Origin of the sequence: Achromobacter sp. JUb104, from assembly GCF_024806975.1 — a bacterium.
Lineage (GTDB): Bacteria > Pseudomonadota > Gammaproteobacteria > Burkholderiales > Burkholderiaceae_B > Achromobacter > Achromobacter spanius.
Genome location: NZ_JANUEY010000001.1, coordinates 936,426 through 959,638, shown reverse-complemented (window position 1 = coordinate 959,638; position 23,213 = coordinate 936,426). Strand labels below are relative to the sequence as shown.

Below are 23,213 nucleotides of genomic sequence, written 5' to 3'. Positions count from 1 at the left end.
CGCTTACTGCGGCTGGATGCCGGCCTCTTGCGCAACCGCGCGCCACGCTTCGATGTCGGCAATGTTCGCCTTTTCATGGGCGGGTCCGGGCACGTAGTTGGCCGAGATACCCAGCCCAAGCAGCTTGGTGATCACTTCCTGCTCTTTCAGGACCTTTTCCAAGGTGCTGGATAAGCGTTCGACGATGGGCTTGGGTGTGCCCGCGGGCACGTACATGGCCCAGTTAAGGTCGCGATCAAAGTCGATGCCCTGTTCCTTGTAGCTGCGAATTTCCGGCACGCTGGGGGAACGCTTGGTACAGACCGCAAGCCCTTTCACCTTATGCTGCGTCACCATCGGGGTAGCCGTTGCCATGTCGACGAAACCAAGATCAATGTGCCCGCCCATCACGTCGGTCATGATCTGCGTGGTTCCCTTGTAGGGCACGTGCTGCATCTTCAGCTTGCCCTTCTGCACCAGGATCTCGCCGCAGAAATGGCCGGTGGAGCCCACGCCCCAGCTTGCGTATTGCACCGGCGTTTTACGGGATTCCGCCAATTTCCTGATCCCCTCGATGTCATTCGCGGGAAAGTTGTTGTTGGCGACCACCATGATGGCGGAGTTTCCGATGGCGCCCAGCGACGTGAAACTCTTGATCGGGTCGTACGGCAGCTCCTTGTAGACCAGGGGCGAAAGTATGTGCGTGGTCATGCCGCCGATCGTGATCGTGTAGCCATCCGGCGCCGAGCGGGCGACCGTCGCGATGCCGATCGTGCCGCCCGCGCCAGGCTTGTTCTCGACGATGACGGGCTGCTTCAGTTCGACCGAAAAGCGCTCCGCCAAGATGCGGCCCAAGGTGTCGCCGCCCCCGCCCGCCGAGAACGGCAACAGCATGCGGATGGGGCGATTCGGGTAGTCATCGGCGTGAGCGACGCCCATGCCGAACACGGCAAGCATCGCGGCTGCAACGGACAGCTTTTTCATTGTTGTCTCCTCGGGTTTATCTCTGGGCGCAGTGCCTCGTTGGCCCGCCCTGATTTTTTATGCTGAACAAATGGTTCTTACAGTGGGTCTCTCATGGCTACCCGCCTCCTGAACGGGATCGCCGGCACCGCTACAGCAACCCGAGCGAACGCAGCTTGGCGTTCTGACAGGTGTAGGGACGCTCGCAAATAATCTTGGCGGAGTCGGGCGCGAATTCGAATGTCGCGGCCATGCGCACGCGAAACTTGCGCCCCGTGGGCTCGTAGGTCTTGCCGTCGACGGTGAACGGCCCGGCATGCGTGCCGGACAGCCAGAACTCCACCAGGACGATATCCGTCCCGTCGGCTGCGCCCACCGCAATGATCTCGTTCTTCAGATCTGGAAACGACGCGCGCGACGAATGGAAGTACCCCATCACTTCGCTTTCGCCGTCGAAGACCGCGCCGCTTGAGTGCATCTCGTACCGGGGGTGCTCAAAGGTATCGATGACCTTGTCCCATTCCTGGACACACTCCAAGGCCATGTGGTCTACGACGGTTTTCACCCGTTCAGCCTGCAACTCGGTGTTCATGCCTATCCTTTTTGTGGAAACGTTTCCGCAAATTATGGAGGCAAGAATTGCCTAGAAAAAGCTAGGGATTACGATAGTTAGTGGAAACGATAACGCAGCCAGAGCGGCCGTTTTATGGGCGCCGCCGGCAAGCTGCTGACGGCGTACTTGTAAATGGCAAGTCACCCGCCGGCGTCAAGAAGATGGCCAAGCTGCTGCAGGAAGCCGCGGCCGAAGCCACGCGGTCTTTGGCCAGACGTTGGGCGGACATTGGCCGTCTGCAAAATAACAAGCAGCGCGGTCCCGATACTGCCGGCTGAAAAGCAGCGCCAGCCCCTACACCGCCGTCCCCGCGTTCGGCCTGACCACATCCACAAACCGTTGCAGCAACGGGGCCGCGTCATCGCGCCGGTAAGCCAGCAGCAAGCGGCTGGTGGCGTCGGGCGTATCCAGGCTGCGATACACCACGCCGGGGATGCCGGTGCGTGCATAGGTGTCGGGCAATACCGAAATGCCCATCCCGGCGGCCACCAACCCAACGATCGTTGCCCCTTCGCGGGCCTCTTGCATCAGGCGCGGCGCGAAGCCCGCGCGGCTGGCCAGCACCATCACGTGCTCGAACAAGCCGCAACCCAGCCCGCGCGGAAACAGAATGAAGGGTTCATCGGCCAGCGCCGCCATGGGCAAGGGGCTTTGCGTGTCGGCCAGCGCATGCCAGGCCGGCAGCACCACCACCAGGCGGTCCGTCCACAAGTCCAGCGTCTGGATGTTGGGCGGTGGGCAAAACAGCAGCGACGGGCGCAAGAACCCCACGTCGATGCTTTTGTCTGCCAGCGCTTGAAGCTGCTGCCCGGTGGACATATGAATCAGGTCGGCGCGGGCGGCGGGATGGCTGCTGCGAAACGTCTGCACCACGCGCGGAAACGCTTCGGCCATAGGCACCGAGGCCGTGAACGCGATGCGGATTTCACCGGCCTCGCCTTGTGAGGCCAGCCGCACCACTTCGGCGGCGCGGTCCAGATTGCCCAGCGCGCGCCGCGCCTGTTCCAGGAACAAGGCGCCCGCCGTGGTCAGGGCGACGTTGCGTTTATCGCGTTCCAACAGCACCGCGCCCAGTTCGGTTTCCAGAGCCTTGACCTGCAAGCTCAGGGGCGGTTGGCTCACGTGCAGGCGCCGGGCGGCGGCGCTGAAGCTCAGCTCCTCGGCCACGGCAACGAAATAGCGAAGTTGACGGAAGTCCAATTTATTTGAAAACCAAATAAGTCGTTGGCGGAAAAAGTATTGGACGATATTAGTCCTGCCCCAGCACCATGTCGACACTAGAACAAGCACACAGGAGACATTGATGCAGAAGACATATCTCGCCCGTTTTGGCGTGGCCCTGGGATTGGTTGCCGGGCTGGCGGCGCCGTTGGGCGCGTATGCCGCGGACACCTTTCCCGACAAGCCGGTGCGCATCGTCGTGCCGTACGCGGCGGGTGGCGGCGTGGACATCGTGACGCGATTGATCACGCAGAAAATGGCCGAAGAACTCAAGCAGCCGGTCATCGTCGACAACCGCCCCGGCGCCGCCACCAACATCGGCATGGAGCACGTGGCGCGCGCCGAGCCGGATGGCTACACCTTGCTGACCGCCTCGAACACGCTGGCCAGCAATGCGGCGCTGTTCCCGAAACTGAACTTCAATCCCGCCAAGGACTTCGCCCCCATCGGCGCCATCGGCTTCGCGCCGCTGGTCGTGGTGGTGCGTAGCGACGCCAGCGCCAAGACCTTGAAAGACCTGGTCGCGCAAGGCCGCGCCAACCCCGACAAGCTGACGTATGGCTCGGCGGGCAACGGCAGTTCGGGCCACCTGGGCAGCGAACTCCTCAAATCCGAGGGCGGCTTCAAGGCGCTGCACATTCCGTACAAGGGCGGCTCGCCCGCCGTGACCGACCTGTTGGGCGGCCGGCTGTCCTTCATGTCGATCAACCCGCTGGAAGTGGTCTCGCACGTCCAGGCCGGCAAGCTGCGCGCATTGGCCGTGCTGAACCCGCATCCGGCCAAGCTGCTGCCCGACGTGCCCACCGCCGCATCCCAAGGCCTGTCGGGCGCGGATGCCACCGTGTGGTGGGGCCTGGTCGGCCCGGCCGGCATGCCCGAGCCAGTGGTCAAGCGCTTGAACAAGGCATTGCAGGCCGCGCTGGCGGACCCGGCCTTCCAACAACGCATGAGCGAAATCGGCGCCGAAGTCACGCCAGGTAGCGCCGCGGACTTTGGTCGCTTCGTGGCCGATGAATCGGTGAAGTGGACCAAGGTGATCCGCGACGCCGGCATCAGCGCAGACTGAACGGCCTTTAATTTTCAGGAAGAAAGCATGAGCAGCACAACTCAAAACGGCCTGATCGTCAGCGCCCATTCGGCGGATTTCGTCTGGCGCGCGGGCGGCGCCATTGCCCTGTACGCGCAGCGCGGCTTCAACATGACCGTGGTGTGCCTGTCGTTCGGCGAGCGCGGTGAATCGGCCAAGCTCTGGCGCGAGCCGGGCATGACGCTGGAAAAGGTCAAGACGGCACGGCGCGAAGAAGCCACGCGCGCTGCATCGATATTGGGCGCGTCGGTGCGTTTTCTGGACTGCGGTGATTATCCGCTGCGCGTCAGCGACGACGCCTTGTTCCAGCTTGCCGACATCTATCGCGAACTGCGGCCGGCTTTCGTGCTGACGCACTCGCTGAAAGACCCTTACAACTTCGACCACCCGCTTGCCACCCATGTGGCGCAAGAGGCGCGCATCATCGCCCAGGCGCACGGGCATCGGCCGGACCAGCCCGTGCTGGGCGCGCCGCCCGTGTTCCTGTTCGAGCCGCACCAGCCTGAGCAATGCGAATGGAAGCCCGAGGTGCTGCTGGACATATCGTCGGTGTGGGACGTGAAGCGCCGTGCGTTTGAAACCATGGCCGCGCAGGAACACTTGTGGGAGTACTACACGCGCGTGGCCTTGCAGCGCGGGGTGCAGGCGTCGCGCAATTCCGATCTGAAGATCACGCATGCCGAGGGCTATCAGCGGATATTCCCGCAAGTGACGGGAGCCTTCGCATGAGCGCGCGCGCCATCGCCGTTCGAAACATTGCGCGTGCGGAACCCGCCGTGATCGATCGCTTGCAGGCGGCCGGCGTGTCCACCGTGCATGAAGCGCAAGGCCGCTCCGGGCTGCTGCAACCGTATCTGCGCCCCGTCTGGCGTAGCGCGGCCATCGCGGGCAGCGCCGTCACCGTGCTGGCCCAACCGGGCGACAACTGGATGCTGCACGTGGCGGTGGAACTGTGCCAACCCGGCGATGTGCTGGTTGTGGCCTGCACCACCGAGAATCACGACGGCATGTTTGGCGAACTGCTGGCCACGTCCTGCGCCGCGCGCGGCGTGCGTGGGCTGGTCATCGATGCCGGCTGCCGCGACGTGATGGCCTTGGAAGCCATGCGCTTTCCGGTCTGGTCGCGCGCGGTGTCCGCCAAAGGCACCGTGAAGGCCACGCCAGGCAGCGTCAACGTGCCGGTGGTGTGTGCCGGCGCGCTGGTGCGGCCGGGCGACATCATCGTGGCCGATCAAGATGGCGTGGTGGTGGTGGAACGCCAGCACGCCTTGTCGGTGGCGGATGCCAGCGAGGCGCGTCTGAAGAAAGAAGACGCCACGCGCGCCAGGTTGGCCGCCGGCGAGCTGGGCCTGGACATCTACGGCATGCGCGACAAGCTACGCGCGGCGGGGCTGGTGTATGTGGATGGGCCGGATCAGGCCGAATAGCAGGAACGCGCCAGCCGCCAGCCAGTCGAGCAATGGCGCGCCAACTTGACAGCCCTGCTTGCGACGCCAGAACATACGCCGATCCCTCGAAACGCGTTGCAAGGACCTTCTGGCATGGCTGAATCCCCCACTGACACCGCTGCCCTGGCGCGGACGTGCCAAAGCCTGTACGCCACGCTGCGGCAAGACGCGCCTCTGGTGCAATGCCTGACCAATTTCGTGTCCATGAACATCGCGGCCAATGTGTTGCTGGCGATGGGCGCGTCGCCCGCGATGGTGCACGCCACCGACGAAGCGCCGGAGTTCGCGCGCGTGGCGGGCGCCGTGGTTATCAACATCGGTACGCTGTCCGCGCCCTGGTTGGAAAGCATGCTGCTGACCGCCGCGTCCGCGCGCCAGGCCGGCATTCCCTGGGTGCTGGACCCCGTGGCCCATCACGCCACCGCCTTCAGGCGCGACGCCGTGCGGCAATTGCTGGCCTTGCAGCCGACCATCGTGCGCGGCAACGCGTCGGAGATCATTGCGTTGGCGGGCGGCCACAGTGCCGGCAAGGGCGTGGACGCGCGCGACGCCGTGGCGCAGGCGGAACAATCGGCCCGCGACATCGCCACCGCGCATCGCACCGTGGTGGCTGTGACCGGAGAAACCGATTACGTCACCGACGGCCAACGTTCGGTGCGCGTCACGGGCGGGTCGCCGCTGATGCCGCGCGTGACCGCCACCGGCTGCGCGTTGACGGCGCTGGTCGGCGCCTTTGCGGCAGTATCGAAAGACGATCCGTATACGGCGGCAGTCGCCGCCTTGTCCTGCTTTGCCATCGCGGGCCGGCGCGCGGGCGCACTGTCGGAAGGACCCGGTTCATTCGCATGGCGCTTCCTGGATGCGTTGGCGTCGCTGGAGACCGACAGCCTGACCAGGGAATCGCCGCTGCGCTAATACGGGCTGCGTTTGCGCCCCCCACGCGATTCATGTCACGCCCAGGTCACACACCATCCCCACACTCGGATTCCTTCATGACACGGAGGAATGACGGTGAAGCCACACGTACGAAAACTGTTCGCGGTATCCGCCAGCGTTGCGCTCATGGCGGGCCTGACCGCCTGCGGCGGCGATGACGACGATGACGATGACACCGGCGCGGTGACCCCGCCCGTTGCCAGCGTGCCGCAAGGCGCCGCGCTGGAAGTGGCGATTCTGGCCACGACCGACCTGCATGCCAACGTGCTGGGTTACGACTACTACAAGCTGGCCGAAGACAAAAGCTACGGCGTGGACCGCAGCGCGACGCTGATCGCCAACGCCCGCAAGCAGCACGCCAACACGCTGCTGTTCGACAATGGCGACACCATCCAGGGCACCGCGCTGTCCGACTACCAGGCGCTGGTGGCGCCCGTGCAGTGTTCGGACATGATCGCCATCTACAAGCAGATGAACCTGCTGGCCTACGACGCGGGCACGATGGGCAATCACGAATTCAACTACGGCCTGCCCTATCTGTCGCAGATCACAAACGTGGACTTCGGCCTGGCGGGCATCGGCAAGGGCACGGCCCAGACCAACCCCGCCGGCGCCAAGGACTGCGCCGCGCCGACCTTTCCGTTTGTGTCGGCCAACGTGGTGTCAGCCGCCAGCAAGCAACCGATTTTCAAACCCTGGGTGCTGTTGGACAAGACCTTCAAGGCCACGGATGCCGCCGGCAACGCGATCGACGTACCGTTCAAGGTGGGCGTGATCGGGTTTGCCCCGCCGCCGATCCTGCAATGGGACAAGGCCAATCTGGAAGGCCATGTGCAAGTCACGGGCTGGAAAGAAACCGCGCAACGCTACGTGCCCGACATGAAGGCGGCGGGCGCCGACATCATCGTGGCGCTGGCGCATGGCGGCATCGACATGAAGACCGCCTACGACCCCGCAATGGAGAACGGCGCGGGCTACTTGAGCCAGGTGCCCGGCATCGACGCGCTGATCACCGGCCACCAGCACTTGCTGTTTCCGGACACCAGCGCCACGTCGACATTCGTTGGCCAGCCCGGCGTGGACCCGGTGCGCGGCCTGGTCAACGGCGTGCCGGCCGTGCAAGCGGGCCAGTGGGGCAACAACCTGGGCCAGATCACGCTGAAGCTGGCCTACGACAAGGGCTGGCGCGTGCAGCAGGACGCGACCACGGTGCAGCGCATTTCCACGCGCCTGACCGCGCAAAGCGGTTCGACGCCGGCCACCTACGTTGCCCCCGACACCGCCGTGCAGCAGTTGGTGCAGACCGAGCACGCCGCCACCATCGACTACGTGAAGACGCCGATCGGTCAAAGCCAGTTCGACATGGCGACCTATTACGCGCTGACGGGTGACGTGTCGGCGCTGCAAATCGTCAACATGGCGCAGATCGACTACCTGACCGACTACATCGCCAAGAACAACCCGGCCTACGCCGCCCTGCCCATCCTGTCGGCCGCCGCGCCGTTCAAGGGCGGGCGCAATGGGCCGGGCGACTTCACCTTCGTCAAGCAAGGCAATGTGGCCATCAACAACGCGGCCGACCTGTACCTGTACCCGAACACCTTGCAGGTGGTGCGCGTCACGGGCGACACCGTGCGATTGTGGCTGGAGAAGACCGCCGAACAGTTCAAGCAGATCGACCCTGCCCAGGTCGCACCGCAAGACTTGGTCGACACAAGCTTCCCCACGTTCAACTTCGACGTGCTGTACGCACCGGGCAATGCGCTGAAATACGAGATCGATGTGAGCCAGCCCAAGGGCTCGCGCATCTCGGGCCTGACCTACCAGGGCGCGCCCTTGGATCCGGCGGCGGAGTTCCTGGTGGTCACCAACAACTACCGCGCTAGCGGCGGCGGCGACTTTCCCGGCCTGGCGGGCGGCAAGGGCGACATCGTGCTGCAAGCCCCGGACGCCAGCCGCGACGTGCTGATCAGCTTCATCAAGAAAAACCCGACGCTGGATCTGGCCACCTACGGCCTGGACCGCAGTTGGCGCTTCAAGCCGTTGAGCGCGTTGGCGGGCCCCGTGGTGTTCTGGTCGGTGCCGGGCACCCTGCCGATAGCGGTAGCGCACGGCGTGACCAATGTCAGCGTGTACGACGCCACCCCGGACGCAACGACGCAGTTGTCGCGCTACGCGGTGGATCTCAGCCAGTAAGCGCGGCAGACATGTAGATGACAGCTTGGGGTGCTTACAATAGCGCTGTTGCGTTGCAACATTCCTCGAATCACCCCTAGCCATCCCCATGTCTCACCCTGCTTCCCCGCAGCACCGGCCCGCGCTGGTGCTGCTTGCCCTAGCTGTGGGCAGCTTCGCCATCGGAACCACCGAGTTCGCCACGATGAGCCTGCTGCCCTATTTTTCGCAGTCATTGGGCATCGACGCGCCCACGGCCGGCCACGTCATCAGCGCCTATGCGCTGGGCGTGGTGGTCGGCGCGCCGATCCTGGCCGTGCTGGGCGCGAAGATGCCCCGCCGCCGCCTGCTGATCGCCCTGATGGGGCTGTTCGCCGTGGGCAACGGCCTGAGCGCCATCGCGCCCGACTATCACTGGATGCTGTTCTTCCGCTTTCTCAGCGGGCTGCCCCACGGCGCGTACTTCGGCATTGCGTCGCTGGTGGCCAGTTCGCTGGTGCCGGCCAACCGCCGCACCATGGCCGTGGGCCGCGTGTTTCTGGGCTTGACCGTCGCCACCATCATCGGCGTGCCCATGGCCAACTGGCTGGGCCAGGTGGTCGGGTGGCGCTGGAGCTTCGGCCTGGTGTCGCTATTGGCGGTGCTGACCATGATCAGCGTGGCCGTCTACGCCCCCGACACGCCCGCCGACCACAAGGCCAGCCCGCTGCGCGAGCTGAGCGCGCTGGGCCGGGGTCAGGTCTGGATCACGCTGGCGATCGGCGCGGTGGGCTTTGGCGGCTTGTTCTCGGTGTACACGTACCTGGCCGACACACTGACCGCCGTCACGCAAGTCGCGCCCAGCACCGTGCCCTTCGTGCTCAGCGCGTTTGGCGTGGGGCTGACGGTGGGCAACATGGTGGTGCCGATCTTCGCGGACCGCGCCGTGATGCGCACGGCGGGCTTGCTACTGGTGTGGTCGGCCGTGGTGCTGGCGTTGTTTCCGCTGATGGCGCACAACGTCTGGCTGATCACGCTGAACGTCTTTCTGGTGGGCGTGGGCGGCGCACTGGGCACCGTGCTGCAAACCCGCTTGATGGATGTGGCGGGCGACGCCCAAGGCCTGGCCGCCGCCCTGAACCATTCCGCCTTCAACACCGCCAATGCGCTGGGCCCCCTTCTGGGTGGCCTGGCGATTGCCGCCGGCTACGGCTGGACGTCCACCGGCTGGGTGGGCAGCCTGCTGGCCCTGGGCAGCATGCCCTTGTGGCTGTGGGCCGTCATGCTGGAGCGGCGCCACCGCGCCGCGCGCCAGGCTCAACTGGTCGCCAGCACGGAATCGGCATAACAGGCCCTGCACTGCCTAGCGGTAATACACGCAGATGCGCTTGCCACCGATGTCATGCACATCGATCGGCAGTTCATACAGGGGGCTCAGCACCTCGGGCCGGATCAGTTCCGCCGGGGTGCCTTGGTGGGCCACGCGGCCCTGGCGCATCGCCACGATGCGGTCCGCATAGCTGGACGCGAAATTGATGTCGTGCAGCACCAGCACCACGGTCTTGCCCAGATCATCCGCCGCGCGGCGCAAGGTGCCCATCATCGCCACCGCGTGCTTCATGTCCAGGCTGTTCAAGGGTTCGTCCAGCAACACGTAGCGCGTGTCCTGGCACAGCACCATCGCCACAAAGGCGCGCTGGCGCTGTCCGCCCGACATCTCGTCCAGATAGCGGTCAGCCAGCGGTTCCAGGTTCAAGTACGCAAGCGCGCGGTCGATGTGGGCCTTGTCGTCCAGCGTCAGCCGGCCGCCCGTGTACGGAAACCGGCCGAACGCCACCAGGTCCCTCACGGTCAGGCGCAGCGGCAGGTGGTTGTCTTGTCGCAGGATAGCCAGGCGGCGCGCCAGCTCGCGGCTGTCCGCGCGGGTCACGTCCAGCCCGTCCACCCGGATCTGCCCGGCGGACACGGGCAGCAGGCGGCTCACCATGGAAAGCAAGGTGGACTTGCCCGCGCCGTTGGGGCCGATGATGGCGGTTACGCCCTGGGCCGGCAGTTGCAGGGTGACGTCATCCACCACCACGCTATCGCCGTATTGCTTGCTGACTTTTGCGATGTCTATCATCGGCGCCCCTTGCGCAAGATCAGGGCAAGGAACATCACCCCGCCCACGAATTCAATGACCACGCTGACGGTGGTGCTCAAGCCCAGCACACGCTCCAGCAATGTCTGCCCGCCCACCAGGAAGATGACGCCCAACAGCGTCGCGGCGGGCACGGTGTATTTATGCTTGTCGCACCCCATGGCCTGATAGGCCAGGTTGCTGACCAACAGGCCGAAGAACGTTACCGGCCCAACCAACGCCGTGGACACCGACACCAGCACCGCAATGGCCGCCAGCGTCAGCATCAGGCTGCGGCGATAGTCCACGCCCAGGTTCACGGCGATGTCGCGCCCCAGCGCCAGCACGTCGTAGCGATGGCGCAAGCGCCACACCACCAGCGTCGCCACGCAGACGGCTGCCAGCGCAATCGGCAAGAGCGACACGCGCACCGTGTTGAAGCTGGCGAACATGCGATCTTGCAGCACCAGGAATTCGTTGGGGTCGATCAGGCGCACCACAAAATTGGACAAGCTGCGAAACAGCAACCCGAAGACAATGCCCACCAGCATCATCAGGTGCAGGCTGCGCACCGCATCCGAAAACAGCCAGCGAAACAGCAGGCAGGCAAACGCGGTCATCGCGCAGACTTCCAGCAGAAACGCGGCCACGGGATGCTCGGCCGCAACCGCGGCCTGGCCGAAGCCGAACACCACCACCGCCTGAATCAACAGGTACAGCGCGTCAAAGCCCATGATGGCGGGCGTCAGGATGCGGTTGTGCGTGACGGTCTGGAACAACACCGACGACACCGCCACGGCGTACGCCACCAGCAGCATCGCAAGCAGCTTGCCGCCACGAAACGGAATCACGAACGACCACTGGCCGTTGGCGCCCAAGGTCATGAACGCGATCACGCAAAGCAGCGCGGCGGCGGCCAGCCACAGCAGGCGCGCGCGTTGCGGTGCGCGTGCAACAACGCGGGCAGCGCCCGAGAAAGCGGTATCAACCAAGGCGATTCCTCCGCAGGCGCAGCAAGCCCAGGAACAGGATGCTGCCCACCACGCCGACCACGGTGCCGATCGGGATTTCGTAGGGGTGAATCACCAGCCGGCCGATGATGTCGCAGGCCAGCACGAACACGCCGCCCAGCGCCGCCACCCACGGAATGGCGCGCCGCATGTTGTCGCCCAGCACCAGGCTGACGGCGTTGGGCACGATCAGCCCCAGAAACGGAATGCCGCCTGCCGTCACCACCACCACCGCCGAAATGGCCGACACAATCAGCAGGCCCACGAAGGTCAGCCGCGCGTGGTTCAGGCCCAGGTTGGACGCGAACTCGCGCCCCATGCCCGCCACCGTATAACGGTCGGCGGCGGCATACGCGGCGCATGCCAGCGCAAAGCCGATCCACAGCAATTCATAGCGGCCGCGCAACACGCCCGAGAAATCGCCCGTGGTCCAGGCGTGCAGCGATTGCAGCAGGTCGAATCGGAAAGCCAGGAACGTGGTCGCCGCGTGGATGACGCCGCCCAGGATCAAACCGATCAGCGGCACGATGAAGGGCGTGCGCAGCGGCACGCGGCGCAGCAGCGCCAGGAACAGCAAGGTGCCCGCCAGCGCAAAGCCCGTAGCGGTAAGCATCTTGCCGATCACCGGCGTGTCGGGCGCCAGCAAGGTGATGACCAGGATGCCCAGCGTGGCTGATTCCACGGTGCCGGCGGTGGTGGGTTCCACGAAGCGGTTGCGCACCAGCATCTGCATGATCAGGCCCGCCACCGCCAACGCCATGCCGGCCAGCAGCAAGGCCAGCGTGCGCGGCACGCGGCTGACCATCAGCAGGCGCCAGGCGCGCTCGGCCTCTTCGCCGCCGCCCCATAGCGCCGTGAGCGACAACGTGCCCGCGCCCAGGCTGACGCTGGCCACGCACAGCGCCGCCAGCAGCATCAACACCGCGGCCAGGCCGCCCCAACCGCTTAGCACCCGCCGCCAGTTCACAAACGCCCTTCTTGTACAGCCGCGATGTTGCTGACATTCAGGTTGCTGACTTTCATACCGCTGACTTTCATACTGCTTACTTCCATGCTGCTTACTTGCCCGCCGCCAACGCCGCCGCGATGTCGTCCACGTTCTGCTGCATGGCCGTCAAGCCGGCGCTGCCCAGCAAATACCAGTTGAAGCCGTTCAGATACACCACGCGCTTGTTCTTCCACGCCTTGGTGGGACGCATCAGTTCGTTGTCCAGCATGCGCTGCGCCGACACACCTTCCCGGCCAATCGCGGCATCGCGGTCAATCACGAAGAGCCAGTCCGGGTCCATCTCGGCGATGAATTCAAACGAGACGGCCTGGCCGTGGTTCGACACATTCAAATCCTTGGAGGCCGGCTTGATGCCGAACGCATCGTGGATGACGCCAAAGCGCGAACCCGGGCCATAGGCGCTCATCTTGCCGCCGGTGGTCAGCACGATCAGCGCCGTGCCGGCCGTGGCCGCCTGGCTATGCAGCGCGGAGATGGACGCGCGCAAGGCATCCAACTGCTGCTTGGCCTGCGCCTCTTTGCCGTAGATGGCGGCCAGGGTTTCGGTGTTGCGCGTCACGCTGCCCACCAGATCGCGCGGGTTGACTGTCAGGTCAACGGTGGGCGCCAGCTTGGACAGCTCATCGTATTTGGGCGCCGACCGGCCGGCCACGAAGATCACCTGCGGCTGCGCGGCGTGGATCACCTCGTAGTTGGGTTCAAACAGCGAGCCGACTTTCAGGTAGCGCTCGTCGGCGTACTGCGCCAATTGCGGCGGCAGTTTGGCGACGGTGGGCACACCCGCCACTTCCACGCCCAACGCGTGCATCGTATCCAGCACCGCCATATCCATGACGATGGTCTTCTTCGGATTGGCCGGCACGTTGGTCGCGCCGCGCGCATGCTTGACGGGCACGGTGGCCTGCGCCGCGCACACGCCAACCGCCGCGCTCAGCGCCAACGCGGCGCCCGCCTGTAGCAACCAACGGCGGGCACAGCCCTTTTTTTCCAACATCGTCATAGAGCCCTCTGTGTATTGCGGGGGGACGAGAAGCGCCCCCCCCCTTGTTCATTGCGATCAGAATTTCACGCCCACGCCCAGCCAGTAACGGCGGCCGTCTTCCACGTACTCGTAGTCGTCATACGTGACCTGCTTGTCGAACAGGTTGTAGATGCCGGCATACACCGACACGGTCTTGTTCACCGCGTACGACGCGCCCATGTCCACGAAGGTGTAAGACGGCGCCACCACGGATGACGACGACGCGCCCGTGGTCGGCTGGCTTTCCTTGCCGCGGTAGTTCACGCGCGCCCAGGCTTCCAGCGCATCGGACGCCTGCCAGTTCACCGTGGTGGTGAACAAATGCTTGGGCAGTTGGTTCAGCGGTTCGCCCTTGTACTGGCCCGACTTCTGTTCCGACTTGGTGAACGTGTAGCTGCTGGTCAAAGACAAATCGCGCGCCAACGGCAGCTTCATGCTGGCTTCGACGCCACGCGACACGGCCTTGTCCACGTTCATGTAGGTGGTGGGATTGGAGCCGAACTGGTTGGGGCCTTCCGTGCATTGCGACAAGGGGCAAGCCACGCGGGTGATCTTGTCCTTGAAGTCGTTGTTGAACAAAGTCAGGCCGGCGTTGAAGCCTTCGCCGTCGTCATACAGGATGCCGATTTCCTCGGTAACCGACTTCTCGGGCGTCAGATCCGGGTTGCCGTACATGTTGCCGCCCCGGCTGACCTGGCCCCAGCCCGCCACCGTCTGGCGCAGGTCCGGTGCGCGGAAACCCGTGGACACGCCGCCCTTCAAGGTCCAGCGCTCGGCCATGTGCCACACGCCATACAGGCGCGGGCTGAAATGGGTGCCGAAGTTTTCGTCTTCGTCCATGCGCAGGCCGGTGGTAACGGCAAACGATTCGGTCAGGCGCCATTCGTCTTCGGCAAACAAGGCCCACTGATAGCGGTCGATCTTGTTGGGGCCACCCGACAGTTGGTTGCCCGTCTGGTCATTCAAGCGCTGGCTCAGGTAGGTGCCGCCCAGGGTCAGCATGTGCGAGCCCAACGGTAGGGTCCAGCTCGTTTGCAGGTTCAGGTTCTTGACCTTCATCTGGCGCGAGCGGTTGTCGAATTCTTCCTGCTGCACATAGCTGTCCGACACACCCCAACCCCAGCGCCCGGTGTGCGACAGCGCCCACTTGTTGCTGCGGTAGTCGTTCTGGCCCGACGCCGGGCAGCCCGTGCGCGGGCACGCCACGCCCGGCGCCAGCGGGGCCACCGTCTTGCCCAACGTTTCCTGCATTTTCTGGCGCATCGTGGTGGCTTCCAGCACGATGTCGTGATCGCGGTTGGGCGTCAGCGCCAGCTTGGCTGTGACGCTATCCGAATTGCGCTTGCGAAAGCCGTTGACGATGTCGTCTTCGTCGCGTTGCGAGGCCTGGCCGTAGATCTGCAAACCCAGCAAATCGTTCTTGATGGGACCCGCCAGGTAGAAGTTGCCCTGGTAGATGTCGCCCGATTTATTGCTTTCCTGAATGGTCGTGTCCATGCGGATCTCGCCGCCCCATTCATCGGGAACCTTGCGGGTGATGATGTTGATCACCCCGCCCATGGCGTCCGAGCCATACAGCGACGACATCGGGCCGCGCACCACTTCGATGCGCTCGATGGCGGCCAGCGGCGGCGTCCAGCCGCCTTCCACGCCGGCGGAATCCGAGTTGGTGCGGGTTTCACGAGAGCTCTGGCGCTTGCCGTCGATCAGGATCAGCGTGTATTGCGGGCCCATGCCACGCAGGCTGATGTCCTGGCGGTCACCGCCACCCGTGATGATGACGCCCGGCACTTCCAGCAAGGCGTCGTTCACGTCGCGGTAGAACTTCTTGTCCAGGTCTTCGCGGGTGATCACGCTGATGGACGCGGGCGCATCCTGAATCTGCTGTTCGTAGCCGCTGGCCGTCACCACGACGGTTTCCAGGGTCTTGGTTTCGCTGGCGTTCTGCGCCAAGGCCGCCCCCGGGCCCATGCCCAAACCCGCTGCGCAAAGTGCCGCCGCCAACTGCGTGCGCGGTGTCAAAACACGGCCGCCCAAGGCCAGATCGTTGCTGCTCATGATGGTCGCTTGCTCCCGTACCAGACCTTGCCGCGCCCCTTGCGCTGCCTTGGGCCTGCCTCTTATTTCTTAATGAAAACTATTCTCATATTAGAATTGAGGCCTTCGGAACCCGGCAAACACCTTTCCGCAACTTTTATCTTCTTCGCACTTCTTGACACTCCGGCGGGCGGCCATCGGCCACACTACCGGGTGCGGAACCCTCTACGAATGCTTTATTCCCAATCAGCGGTAGCGCGCCGCATCCTGCTTATCGACGACGACGTCGAACTGGCGCAGATGCTGCAGGAATACCTGGAACCCAATCATTGCCTGCTCAGCCTGGCCCACACGGGCGCTCATGGGCTTGCCCTGTTGGCGCAGCAAGACTACGACCTGATCCTGCTGGACCTCATGCTGCCGGACGGCAATGGTCTGGACCTGCTCAAGCAATACCGGCAACGGTCGCGGCGCCCGGTCATCATGTTCACGGCGCACGGCGGTGAAACCGACCGCGTGCTGGGGCTGGAGTTCGGCGCCGACGACTATCTGGCCAAGCCCTTCAGCCCGCGCGAGCTCAAGGCGCGCATGACGGCGGTGCTGCGGCGTTTTGAAGAAATGCCGGAAACCACCCGGCCCAACCTGACGGTGGGCGCCTTGTCGCTGGACCCCGCCACGGGCCGCGCGCGGCTGGACACCGAAGACGTGCCGCTGACGGGCGCCGAGCAGCGCATCCTGGAACTGCTGATGCGCGCCCCTGGCCAGGTGGTGGCGCGCGAGCAGATCGGCCTGTACGCGCTGGGCCGACGGCCTGACCGCTACGACCGCAGCATCGACACCCACATCAGCGCCTTGCGCAAGAAACTGCATCTGGACCAGGCCAACGGCACGCTATCGATCCGCAACCTGCGCGGCCTGGGCTATGTGCTGGCGGGTTCGGCCTGATGCCCTGGTTGTTACCCACGCGGTCGCTGTTCTGGCGCGCGTTCCTGACGTTCTGGTCCGCCATGGCCATCATCCTGGTGTGCGGCATGCTGTTCACGGCGGCCGTCGCCTGGTATCGCATCAATTCGCTGGACGGCCTGAACCCCGCCAGCCTGACGCACGACGCGGAGCAGGTGGCGCGCATTCATGGCGAAGGCGGCCTGCAACGCTGGGTTGAAGCAATGGACCAGCGCTATTCCGCGCTGAAGATCTACATCCTGGATGCGAACGACACCGAAATCCTGGGCCGCACGCTGCCCGCCCGCATGCACGATTGGCTCAGCGCCTATCGCGCCGCGTCGGACCGGCCCACGCAGGCGGAACTGCTTGCGCCCGAGGCCTCGGGCCAACGCGTGTCATGGTGGCAACCCCAGCTTCTGGTGCTGCCTGATGGCTCCGAACGGCTGATGCTGTTTTTGCCCTTCGATTCCTCGCACTGGGAGGTGCTGGGGCTGTCGCCCGTGGCGCTGGCCTTGCTGCTGTTTGCGCTGGCCGTCACGGCGCCCTTCTGCTGGGCGCTGACGCGCCACGTCACCGCGCCCTTGACCCAGTTGCGCCACACTACGCATGCCTTGGCGGCGGGCGACCTGGACGCCCATACACCAGCCAAGCTGGCCGGACGCAAAGACGAACTTGGCCTGCTGGCTCGCGACTTCAACGCCATGGCGGACCGCTTGAAGGCGGTGGTGGATACGCGCGAACAATTGCTGCACAACATCGCGCACGAGCTGCGCTCGCCGCTGGCCCGCCTGCGTCTTGCCAGCGAACTGGCGCGCCGCAAGGACGAACGCCAGGACCTGCAACTGGACCGCATCGAACGCGAATGCGAGCGGCTGGATGCCTTGGTCGGCAGCACCTTGCGGTTGGCCCGCTTGGGCGCCCTGCCCGAACCGCGCGACTTGCTGGACTTGACCGACATCGTCAGCGCGGTGGTGGACGACGCCCGCTTTGAAGCCGGCGAACAGCAACTACGCATCGTGTGGGATCCGCAAGCGCCGGTGCCCATCATCGGGGACCGCGACAGCCTGTCCAGCGCCATCGAAAACGTCATGCGCAACGCGCTGCGCTTCGCGCCCGCCCACAGCGCCATCCGGGTGCGGCTGCTGGAAAGCGCCGACGTTGTTGGCGTAGAAATCGAAGACCGTGGCCCGGGGGTCTCTCAGGAAGACCTGGAATCCCTGTTCGAACCTTTTTTCCGCGCCGCCTCGGGTGCGAACACGCCCGGTTCCGGCGCGGGCCTGGGCCTGTCCATCGCCCAGGCCGCGGTGGCCGCGCACAAGGGCCGCATCCGGGCGCGCAACGTCTCGCCGCAGGGCTTGAGCGTGCGCATCGAGCTGCCGCGCGAGGCGCGGCCGCCCTTGCCCGCCGGTATCAGAACGTGATGTTCGCCGATACCCACAAGCGGCGGCCTTCCAGCACCTGACGGTACGAGTTGGTCCAGTTGGCGTTCGCGGCCGGCGTGGTGGAACCCACCTTCGTCGGGCCGTAGTTCACGAAGTTTTTGTCGAACAGGTTGAACACCGACGCCGACAAGGTCACATTCTTGTTGACGGTATACGAGCCGCCCGTGCTGGCCAGCCAGTACGGGTCGTAGAACACCTGCTCTTTTTCCCAGTTCATGTTGTTGAACTGCTTGGCGCGGTATTCGCCGCGCGCCCAGACATTGAACTGGTCGTTGATGCGCCAGTTCAGGCCCAGGTTCAGGGCGTGGCGCGGTTGTGAGCCCAGCGGTTGGCCTTCCTTGTCGCCCGAGGTCACTTCGCTGGCGGTCAGCGTGTAATTGCCGTTGAACGATACGCCGCCGGCCAACGGCACGCGGCCGCCCAGTTCAAAGCCCTGGATGGTGGCGGTATCCACGTTCACGCGCTGCGAGAAGTCGGCCACGGGGATACCGTTGCGCTCCCAGACGCCCAAGTCCAGGCACCCGGCCACCGGGCCGCCCACGGCCAGGCAATTGGGCACACTTTGGCTGTCGATCTTGTCCTTGAACTTGGTATGGAATGCCGTCAGGTTGCCGGACAGACCCTCGCCGTCGTCAAACAGCAGGCCCAATTCAGACGCGGTGCTGCTTTCCGGCTTCAGTTGCGAGTTGCCCAGCAAGGGCTTGGTGCCCTGCGCGCCCAGGCCGATGATGCCGTCGGTCATCAGGTTGATGTCGGGCGTCTTGTAGCCCTTGCTGACACCGCCCTTGACCGTCCACTTCGGCGTGGCGTTCCAGACCAGGTAACCACGTGGGCTCCACTTGCCGCCGAATTGCTCGTTGCGGTCGTAGCGGGCACCGGCCGTCAGCGCCAGGTCGTCGACAATACGCCATTCGTCTTCGGCAAACAGCGCCCATTGATATTGGCGCTGGTCCAGCGGCGCGGACACCAGCGTGTCCTTGAAGTGCTGCTCGCGCCACTGCCCGCCCACGGTCAGGTTGTGCCGTTCGTTGAACAGCGGCGTCGTCCACTTGGTGTCGAACACCCAGTTGTCGTATTCCAGGTCGCGCTTGTCGCCGTCTGTGGAGCGGCGCGGCCAGTTCATGGGGTTGGTGCGGCCGATGGTGTCGGTGGTGTCATAAACAATGCTGGTGTCGGAACTGACCGAACCGCTGTAGCGGCCCAGGTGCGTCAGCGCGTAACGCTGGCGGTTGAACTTCAATTCGGGCTCGTAGCCGCCGCCCTGGCGCTTGGGCGCGATGCTGCTGTTCAGCGTGCCCAGTTCCTCGTTGCCGTTGTCATAGGTTTGCCAGTTGCTGTCTACGTCGAACAGCACGTCGTGGTTGCGGTTGGGCGTCAGCGCCAGGCGCACGCCCACGTTCTGTTGCGTGCTGTCGCCCAGGCCGGAGAAGGCGGCGATGTTGCCGGTGTAGTTGCCGCTGTCGGCTTCCGCCTGGTTGACGGCGTAGCTGCCATGGGCGCTCATGCGGCGGTAGTGGCCGCCGCGCAGGGTCAGGCCCAGCTTGTCGGTCTTGATGGGGCCGCTGAGGTAAAACGCCGCGCCGTAGTTGTTGCCGTAGGTGTTGTCGCCTTGCGCGGTGCCGTCCAGCGTGATCTGACCGATCCATTCCTGGCTGGTCTTGCGCGTGATGATGTTGATCACGCCGCCCATGGCGTCCGAGCCATACAGCGTGGACATGGGGCCGCGCACGACTTCAATGCGTTCGATGGCGGCCATGGGCGGGATGAAGTTGGTGTCCACGTCGCCAAAGCCGTTGGGCCGCGCGCCCGAGCTGTTCTGGTTCAACCGCTTGCCGTCAACCAGCACCAGCGTGTAATCACTGGGCAGGCCACGAATGCTGATGTTCATGCCGCCCGCCTTGCCGCCGCGTTCCACCGTCACGCCTTCCACGTCGGCCACTGCATCGGCCAGGTTGTGGAACGGCTTGGTTTCAAGCTGTTCGCGCGTAATCACGGAAATGGACGCGGGCGCGTTCTTGATTTCCTGCTCGAAGCCGGCAGCGGTGACCACCACGGTATCCAGTTGCGCAACGCCCAGGGTGTCTTCCATGCCCCGGTTGGCCGTCTGCGCGTGGGCCGCGCCGGTCATGGCGATGGCGATAACCAGCGGCGCCAGGCGGAAGGATGGAAGGATTGTGGGGCGATCGACCCCGAGGCCGGTAACGCTTTTCTGAGTAGACATAAGGAATCGCAGGGAACCGCCCGGGCCGGGCGGCGCGCATCGCGCTGATTGGGATTTTTAAAGAACGCCAATGATAGGCATTCCCAATAAGCGATCCATCCTTTTGCCAGCTTTCATTCAGTTTTTAGAAAGCTTTCAGAAATTTCTTAGATCTGTGATGCATTAAGACGACAACCACTGTCATCTGCGTTAAACATTCAGGGACGGATTTAGTCGTCGTCAGTCAGAATTGCAGCCGGCAGGCGCGGCAATACCCGCATCGCATTGGCCGTGGTGGCATGCGCCACCTGCGCGGGCGTGATGCCGCGCAGCTCCGCCAGAACGGCTGCGATACGCACCAACTCACCCGGCCGGTTGCGGCGCTGGGGCGGGTGCAGCCAGGCAGGCGGAATATCCGGCGCATCGGTTTCCAGCACCAGGTGCGCCAGGTCCACGTCCACCGCATGGCGGCGGATCTGCAGGGCCCGTTCATACGTCATGGCGCCCCCCATGCCCAGGGCAAATCCGTGATCAATGAACGCTTGGGCTTGCTGCGCGCTACCATTGAAAGCGTGCGCGATGCCGCCGATGGGGCCATGGCGGCGCAGGTATTTCAGCAAGATGTCTTGCGACCGGCGCACATGCAGCAAGACGGGCAGCTTGAATTCCGCGGCCATGTCCAGCTGGGCGGCATAGAACCGTTCCTGCCGTTCGCGCGCCTCGCCGGCGGAAATCTCGGGCACGAAAAAGTCCAGGCCGATTTCGCCGATGGCCACAAAGCGGGGGTCGCCCAGGCAATGCTTGATGGTGTCGCGCAGCACGTCCAAGTCGGACTCTTGCGCGCGCTGCACGAAGAGCGGATGGATGCCCAGCGCGTAGGCGCCGCCGGCGATCTGGCCGGCAAGTTTTTGCACCACGGAGAAATTGGCGCGTTCGATGGCGGGGATGACGATGGACCGGACGCCGGCTTCGCAAGCGTGGTCGGCCACCTGCTGGCGGTCGGCGTCGAATTCCGCGGCGTCCAGATGGCAGTGGGTGTCGATCAGCATGGGCATGGCCTCCTTGGCGGAATTATGCTCCCCTGCCCGGCTTATTCCGGTACCAGCCTGCCGTTTTCCATCAACAATTGGCGGTCGGCGCGAGCAGCCAGTTCAGGGTCGTGCGTGACGATGGCAAACGCCGTGCCCGACTCCTGGTTCACGCGGGTCAGCAGCTCAAACATCTTGTGCGCCGTGTTGCGGTCCAGGTTGCCAGTGGGTTCATCGGCCAGCACACACACCGGGCGCGTCACCAGCGCGCGCGCCAAGGCCACCCGCTGGCGTTCGCCGCCCGACAACTGACCGGGAAAATGGTCTTCGCGCGCGGCCAGGCCCACCAGCGCCAGCACCTCGCGCGCGGCCTCGCGGGCCTTGTCGCGGTTTTCGCGACGCACGATCAGCGGCATCGCCACGTTATCCAACGCCGAAAACTCCGGCAGCAGATGGTGGAACTGGTACACAAAGCCCAGGCTGCTGTTGCGCACCGCGCTCTTCTTGGCTTCCGACAGGCCCACGGCCAATTTGCCGTCCACCGATACCGAGCCGCTGTTGGGCACGTCCAGCAGACCAAGAATGTGCAGCAACGTGCTCTTGCCAGAGCCCGACGCGCCCACGATGGCGACCATTTCGCCGCGCGCCACCGTCAGGCTGACATCGCTCAGCACGTCGATGCGGGTAGCGCCATCGTCGTAGAACTTGACGATGTTTTCGGCTTGCAGCGCGGGGGTCAAAGCGTCTGCGTTGGGAATCTTAATCATGACGCAGCACCTGTGCCGGTTGCAGGCGCGAAGCGCGCCAACTGGGATACAGCGTGGCCAGCAGCGACAGCACCAAGGACGTCAAGCCAATGGTGACGATGTCGCCCACTTGCGGGTCGGACGGCAACGCGCTGATGAAATAGACCTCGCGCGGCAGGAAATGCACGCCCAGCATGCGTTCGATGAACGGCACGATCACGTCCACGTTGTAGGCGATGACGATACCGCCCACCACGCCCAACAAGGTGCCGATCACGCCGATCAAGGCGCCCTGCACCAGGAAGATGCGGGCCACTTCGCCCGGCCCGGCGCCCAGCGTGCGCAGGATGGCGATGTCCGACTGCTTGTCCTTCACGGCCATCACCAAAGACGACAGCAGGTTGAACGCGGCCACGGCGACGATCAGCGCCAGGATCAGGAACATCATGCGCTTTTCGGTCTGCACGGCGGCGAACCACGTGCGATTGTTGCGCGACCAGTCGCTGGCCATCACGTAGGGCGGCAAGACCTTCTTCAATTCGACCGCCACCTCGGGCGCTTTCTGCATGTCGGCAATGCGCAGCCGCACGCCCGCCGTGCCGCTTTCACGGAACACGCGTGCGGCGTCCTGGTTGTCCACGAACGCCAGCGACGAATCGTATTCATAGTGGCCCGACGAGAACACGCCAACCACGGTGAACTGGCGCATGCGCGGCGCAAAACCGGCCGGGCTGATCGAGCCCTGCGGCGCCATCATCAGCAGCGTGTCGCCCACTTTCACGCCCAGGCCGTCGGCCAGCTCGTTGCCCAGCACCACGCCGAAGCCGCCGGCTTTCAGGTCGGTCAGCTTGCCCGATACCATCTGGCGCGGCAGGTCAGATACGTTGCCTTCGGTGGCGGGGTCGATGCCCCGTACCTGCACGCCCCGCAGCGCCTGACCGCGCACCAGCATGCCCTGCGCCGCCACGAAGGGCGCGCCGGCCTTGACCTCGGGGTTCTGCTTGGCGGCGGTGGCAAACTGCTGCCACTGCTCAAGCACCCGCTCGGGCAAGGCGCCGGGGATGTAGAGTTCGATGTGCGGCAGCACCGACAGCATGCGATCGCGCACTTCTTTTTGAAACCCGTTCATCACGGATAGCACCACGATCAGGGCGGCAACGCCCAGCGCGATACCCGCCATGGAACTGGCGGCAATGAAGGAGATGAAGCGATCGCGGCGCCCGCGTCGCTGGCGGATTCGGGCCATCCCGGCATA

20 protein-coding genes are annotated in these 23,213 nt (G+C 64.7%); 8 read left to right on the top strand and 12 right to left on the bottom strand.

Features of this window, described 5'->3' with window-relative positions; genetic code table 11:
- Positions 1-3: 3 nt before the first annotated feature.
- From M2361_RS04480 to M2361_RS04470, 3 genes are all read right to left on the bottom strand, one after another.
- Positions 4-963, bottom strand: coding sequence for a tripartite tricarboxylate transporter substrate binding protein (locus tag M2361_RS04480; RefSeq protein ID WP_259246411.1), 960 nt, complete (start codon positions 961-963; stop codon positions 4-6).
- A 130-nt stretch (positions 964-1,093) separates the two neighbouring features.
- Positions 1,094-1,534: a nuclear transport factor 2 family protein gene (locus M2361_RS04475; protein WP_100856245.1), complete on the bottom strand. Its 441-nt coding sequence runs from the start codon at positions 1,532-1,534 to the stop codon at positions 1,094-1,096.
- Positions 1,535-1,849: 315 nt separating this feature from the next.
- Positions 1,850-2,755 (bottom strand): LysR substrate-binding domain-containing protein, encoded by a 906-nt coding sequence (locus M2361_RS04470; protein ID WP_259246410.1) that lies wholly within the window; start codon positions 2,753-2,755, stop codon positions 1,850-1,852.
- A gap of 103 nt (positions 2,756-2,858) precedes the next feature.
- Here M2361_RS04470 and M2361_RS04465 point away from each other — a divergent pair, with 103 nt between their 5' ends.
- From M2361_RS04465 to M2361_RS04440, 6 genes are all read left to right on the top strand, one after another.
- On the top strand, positions 2,859-3,842 hold the full coding sequence (locus tag M2361_RS04465) for a tripartite tricarboxylate transporter substrate binding protein (protein ID WP_259246409.1): 984 nt from the start codon (positions 2,859-2,861) through the stop codon (positions 3,840-3,842).
- Positions 3,843-3,869: 27 nt separating this feature from the next.
- Positions 3,870-4,592: a PIG-L deacetylase family protein gene (locus tag M2361_RS04460; protein ID WP_259246408.1), complete on the top strand. Its 723-nt coding sequence runs from the start codon at positions 3,870-3,872 to the stop codon at positions 4,590-4,592.
- Positions 4,589-5,290 (top strand): 4-carboxy-4-hydroxy-2-oxoadipate aldolase/oxaloacetate decarboxylase, encoded by a 702-nt coding sequence (locus M2361_RS04455; protein ID WP_259246407.1) that lies wholly within the window; start codon positions 4,589-4,591, stop codon positions 5,288-5,290. The genes M2361_RS04460 and M2361_RS04455 overlap by 4 nt, the downstream gene beginning before the upstream one ends.
- A gap of 114 nt (positions 5,291-5,404) precedes the next feature.
- Positions 5,405-6,226: a hydroxyethylthiazole kinase gene (gene thiM / locus M2361_RS04450; protein ID WP_259246405.1), complete on the top strand. Its 822-nt coding sequence runs from the start codon at positions 5,405-5,407 to the stop codon at positions 6,224-6,226.
- A 147-nt stretch (positions 6,227-6,373) separates the two neighbouring features.
- Positions 6,374-8,443, top strand: a complete 2,070-nt coding sequence (locus M2361_RS04445; protein ID WP_404976349.1) for a 5'-nucleotidase C-terminal domain-containing protein — start codon at positions 6,374-6,376, stop codon at positions 8,441-8,443.
- An 88-nt stretch (positions 8,444-8,531) separates the two neighbouring features.
- Positions 8,532-9,749: an MFS transporter gene (locus M2361_RS04440; protein WP_259246401.1), complete on the top strand. Its 1,218-nt coding sequence runs from the start codon at positions 8,532-8,534 to the stop codon at positions 9,747-9,749.
- 15 nt (positions 9,750-9,764) lie between these two features.
- Here M2361_RS04440 and M2361_RS04435 read toward each other — a convergent pair whose 3' ends face one another.
- The 5 genes from M2361_RS04435 to M2361_RS04415 all read right to left on the bottom strand — a co-directional run bounded on the left by M2361_RS04435 (position 9,765) and on the right by M2361_RS04415 (position 15,618).
- On the bottom strand, positions 9,765-10,523 hold the full coding sequence (locus tag M2361_RS04435) for an ABC transporter ATP-binding protein (protein WP_259246400.1): 759 nt from the start codon (positions 10,521-10,523) through the stop codon (positions 9,765-9,767).
- Positions 10,520-11,404 carry an iron chelate uptake ABC transporter family permease subunit gene (locus M2361_RS04430; RefSeq protein ID WP_404976348.1) on the bottom strand — a complete coding sequence of 295 codons (885 nt, stop codon included), beginning with the start codon at positions 11,402-11,404 and terminating at the stop codon, positions 10,520-10,522. Before M2361_RS04430 ends, M2361_RS04435 begins: the two co-directional genes overlap by 4 nt.
- A gap of 100 nt (positions 11,405-11,504) precedes the next feature.
- The gene (locus M2361_RS04425) at positions 11,505-12,446 is read right to left on the bottom strand and encodes an ABC transporter permease (RefSeq protein ID WP_230695376.1); all 942 of its coding nucleotides are present in this window, start codon (positions 12,444-12,446) and stop codon (positions 11,505-11,507) included.
- Between the two features lie 142 nt (positions 12,447-12,588).
- Complete coding sequence (locus tag M2361_RS04420; protein ID WP_259246399.1) at positions 12,589-13,539, bottom strand: siderophore ABC transporter substrate-binding protein; 951 nt, start codon at positions 13,537-13,539, stop codon at positions 12,589-12,591.
- A gap of 57 nt (positions 13,540-13,596) precedes the next feature.
- Complete coding sequence (locus M2361_RS04415) at positions 13,597-15,618, bottom strand: ligand-gated channel protein (RefSeq protein WP_259246398.1); 2,022 nt, start codon at positions 15,616-15,618, stop codon at positions 13,597-13,599.
- Positions 15,619-15,828: 210 nt separating this feature from the next.
- Here M2361_RS04415 and M2361_RS04410 point away from each other — a divergent pair, with 210 nt between their 5' ends.
- Positions 15,829-16,542, top strand: coding sequence for a response regulator transcription factor (locus M2361_RS04410; protein ID WP_259246397.1), 714 nt, complete (start codon positions 15,829-15,831; stop codon positions 16,540-16,542).
- On the top strand, positions 16,542-17,963 hold the full coding sequence (locus M2361_RS04405) for a HAMP domain-containing sensor histidine kinase (RefSeq protein WP_259246396.1): 1,422 nt from the start codon (positions 16,542-16,544) through the stop codon (positions 17,961-17,963). The genes M2361_RS04410 and M2361_RS04405 overlap by 1 nt, the downstream gene beginning before the upstream one ends.
- On the opposite strand, the gene M2361_RS04400 is transcribed toward M2361_RS04405, so the two are convergent.
- The 4 genes from M2361_RS04400 to M2361_RS04385 form a co-directional block, all read right to left on the bottom strand.
- A complete protein-coding gene (locus M2361_RS04400) occupies positions 17,953-20,205 on the bottom strand; it encodes a TonB-dependent receptor domain-containing protein (protein ID WP_259246395.1) in 2,253 nt (750 codons plus the stop codon). The two genes, M2361_RS04405 and M2361_RS04400, sit on opposite strands and share 11 nt — an antisense overlap.
- A gap of 209 nt (positions 20,206-20,414) precedes the next feature.
- The gene (locus M2361_RS04395; protein ID WP_259246394.1) at positions 20,415-21,233 is read right to left on the bottom strand and encodes a TatD family hydrolase; all 819 of its coding nucleotides are present in this window, start codon (positions 21,231-21,233) and stop codon (positions 20,415-20,417) included.
- Positions 21,234-21,274: 41 nt separating this feature from the next.
- A complete protein-coding gene (locus M2361_RS04390; protein ID WP_259246393.1) occupies positions 21,275-21,979 on the bottom strand; it encodes an ABC transporter ATP-binding protein in 705 nt (234 codons plus the stop codon).
- Positions 21,972-23,204 carry a lipoprotein-releasing ABC transporter permease subunit gene (locus tag M2361_RS04385; protein WP_259249235.1) on the bottom strand — a complete coding sequence of 411 codons (1,233 nt, stop codon included), beginning with the start codon at positions 23,202-23,204 and terminating at the stop codon, positions 21,972-21,974. The genes M2361_RS04390 and M2361_RS04385 overlap by 8 nt, the downstream gene beginning before the upstream one ends.
- Positions 23,205-23,213 lie beyond the last annotated feature (9 nt).

Bases quoted from the DNA above. Each gene is read 5' to 3' on its own strand.
- M2361_RS04480 (WP_259246411.1), bottom strand. From the start codon at position 963: ATGAAAAAGCTGTCCGTTGCAGCCGCGATGCTTGCCGTGTTCGGCATG.
- M2361_RS04475 (WP_100856245.1), bottom strand. From the start codon at position 1,534: ATGAACACCGAGTTGCAGGCTGAACGGGTGAAAACCGTCGTAGACCAC.
- M2361_RS04465 (WP_259246409.1), top strand. From the start codon at position 2,859: ATGCAGAAGACATATCTCGCCCGTTTTGGCGTGGCCCTGGGATTGGTT.
- M2361_RS04460 (WP_259246408.1), top strand. From the start codon at position 3,870: ATGAGCAGCACAACTCAAAACGGCCTGATCGTCAGCGCCCATTCGGCG.
- M2361_RS04455 (WP_259246407.1), top strand. From the start codon at position 4,589: ATGAGCGCGCGCGCCATCGCCGTTCGAAACATTGCGCGTGCGGAACCC.
- thiM (WP_259246405.1), top strand. From the start codon at position 5,405: ATGGCTGAATCCCCCACTGACACCGCTGCCCTGGCGCGGACGTGCCAA.
- M2361_RS04445 (WP_404976349.1), top strand. From the start codon at position 6,374: ATGGCGGGCCTGACCGCCTGCGGCGGCGATGACGACGATGACGATGAC.
- M2361_RS04440 (WP_259246401.1), top strand. From the start codon at position 8,532: ATGTCTCACCCTGCTTCCCCGCAGCACCGGCCCGCGCTGGTGCTGCTT.
- M2361_RS04435 (WP_259246400.1), bottom strand. From the start codon at position 10,523: ATGATAGACATCGCAAAAGTCAGCAAGCAATACGGCGATAGCGTGGTG.
- M2361_RS04430 (WP_404976348.1), bottom strand. From the start codon at position 11,404: ATGACCTTGGGCGCCAACGGCCAGTGGTCGTTCGTGATTCCGTTTCGT.
- M2361_RS04425 (WP_230695376.1), bottom strand. From the start codon at position 12,446: ATGCTGCTGGCGGCGCTGTGCGTGGCCAGCGTCAGCCTGGGCGCGGGC.
- M2361_RS04420 (WP_259246399.1), bottom strand. From the start codon at position 13,539: ATGACGATGTTGGAAAAAAAGGGCTGTGCCCGCCGTTGGTTGCTACAG.
- M2361_RS04415 (WP_259246398.1), bottom strand. From the start codon at position 15,618: ATGAGCAGCAACGATCTGGCCTTGGGCGGCCGTGTTTTGACACCGCGC.
- M2361_RS04410 (WP_259246397.1), top strand. From the start codon at position 15,829: ATGCTTTATTCCCAATCAGCGGTAGCGCGCCGCATCCTGCTTATCGAC.
- M2361_RS04405 (WP_259246396.1), top strand. From the start codon at position 16,542: ATGCCCTGGTTGTTACCCACGCGGTCGCTGTTCTGGCGCGCGTTCCTG.
- M2361_RS04400 (WP_259246395.1), bottom strand. From the start codon at position 20,205: ATGTCTACTCAGAAAAGCGTTACCGGCCTCGGGGTCGATCGCCCCACA.
- M2361_RS04395 (WP_259246394.1), bottom strand. From the start codon at position 21,233: ATGCTGATCGACACCCACTGCCATCTGGACGCCGCGGAATTCGACGCC.
- M2361_RS04390 (WP_259246393.1), bottom strand. From the start codon at position 21,979: ATGATTAAGATTCCCAACGCAGACGCTTTGACCCCCGCGCTGCAAGCC.
- M2361_RS04385 (WP_259249235.1), bottom strand. From the start codon at position 23,204: ATGGCCCGAATCCGCCAGCGACGCGGGCGCCGCGATCGCTTCATCTCC.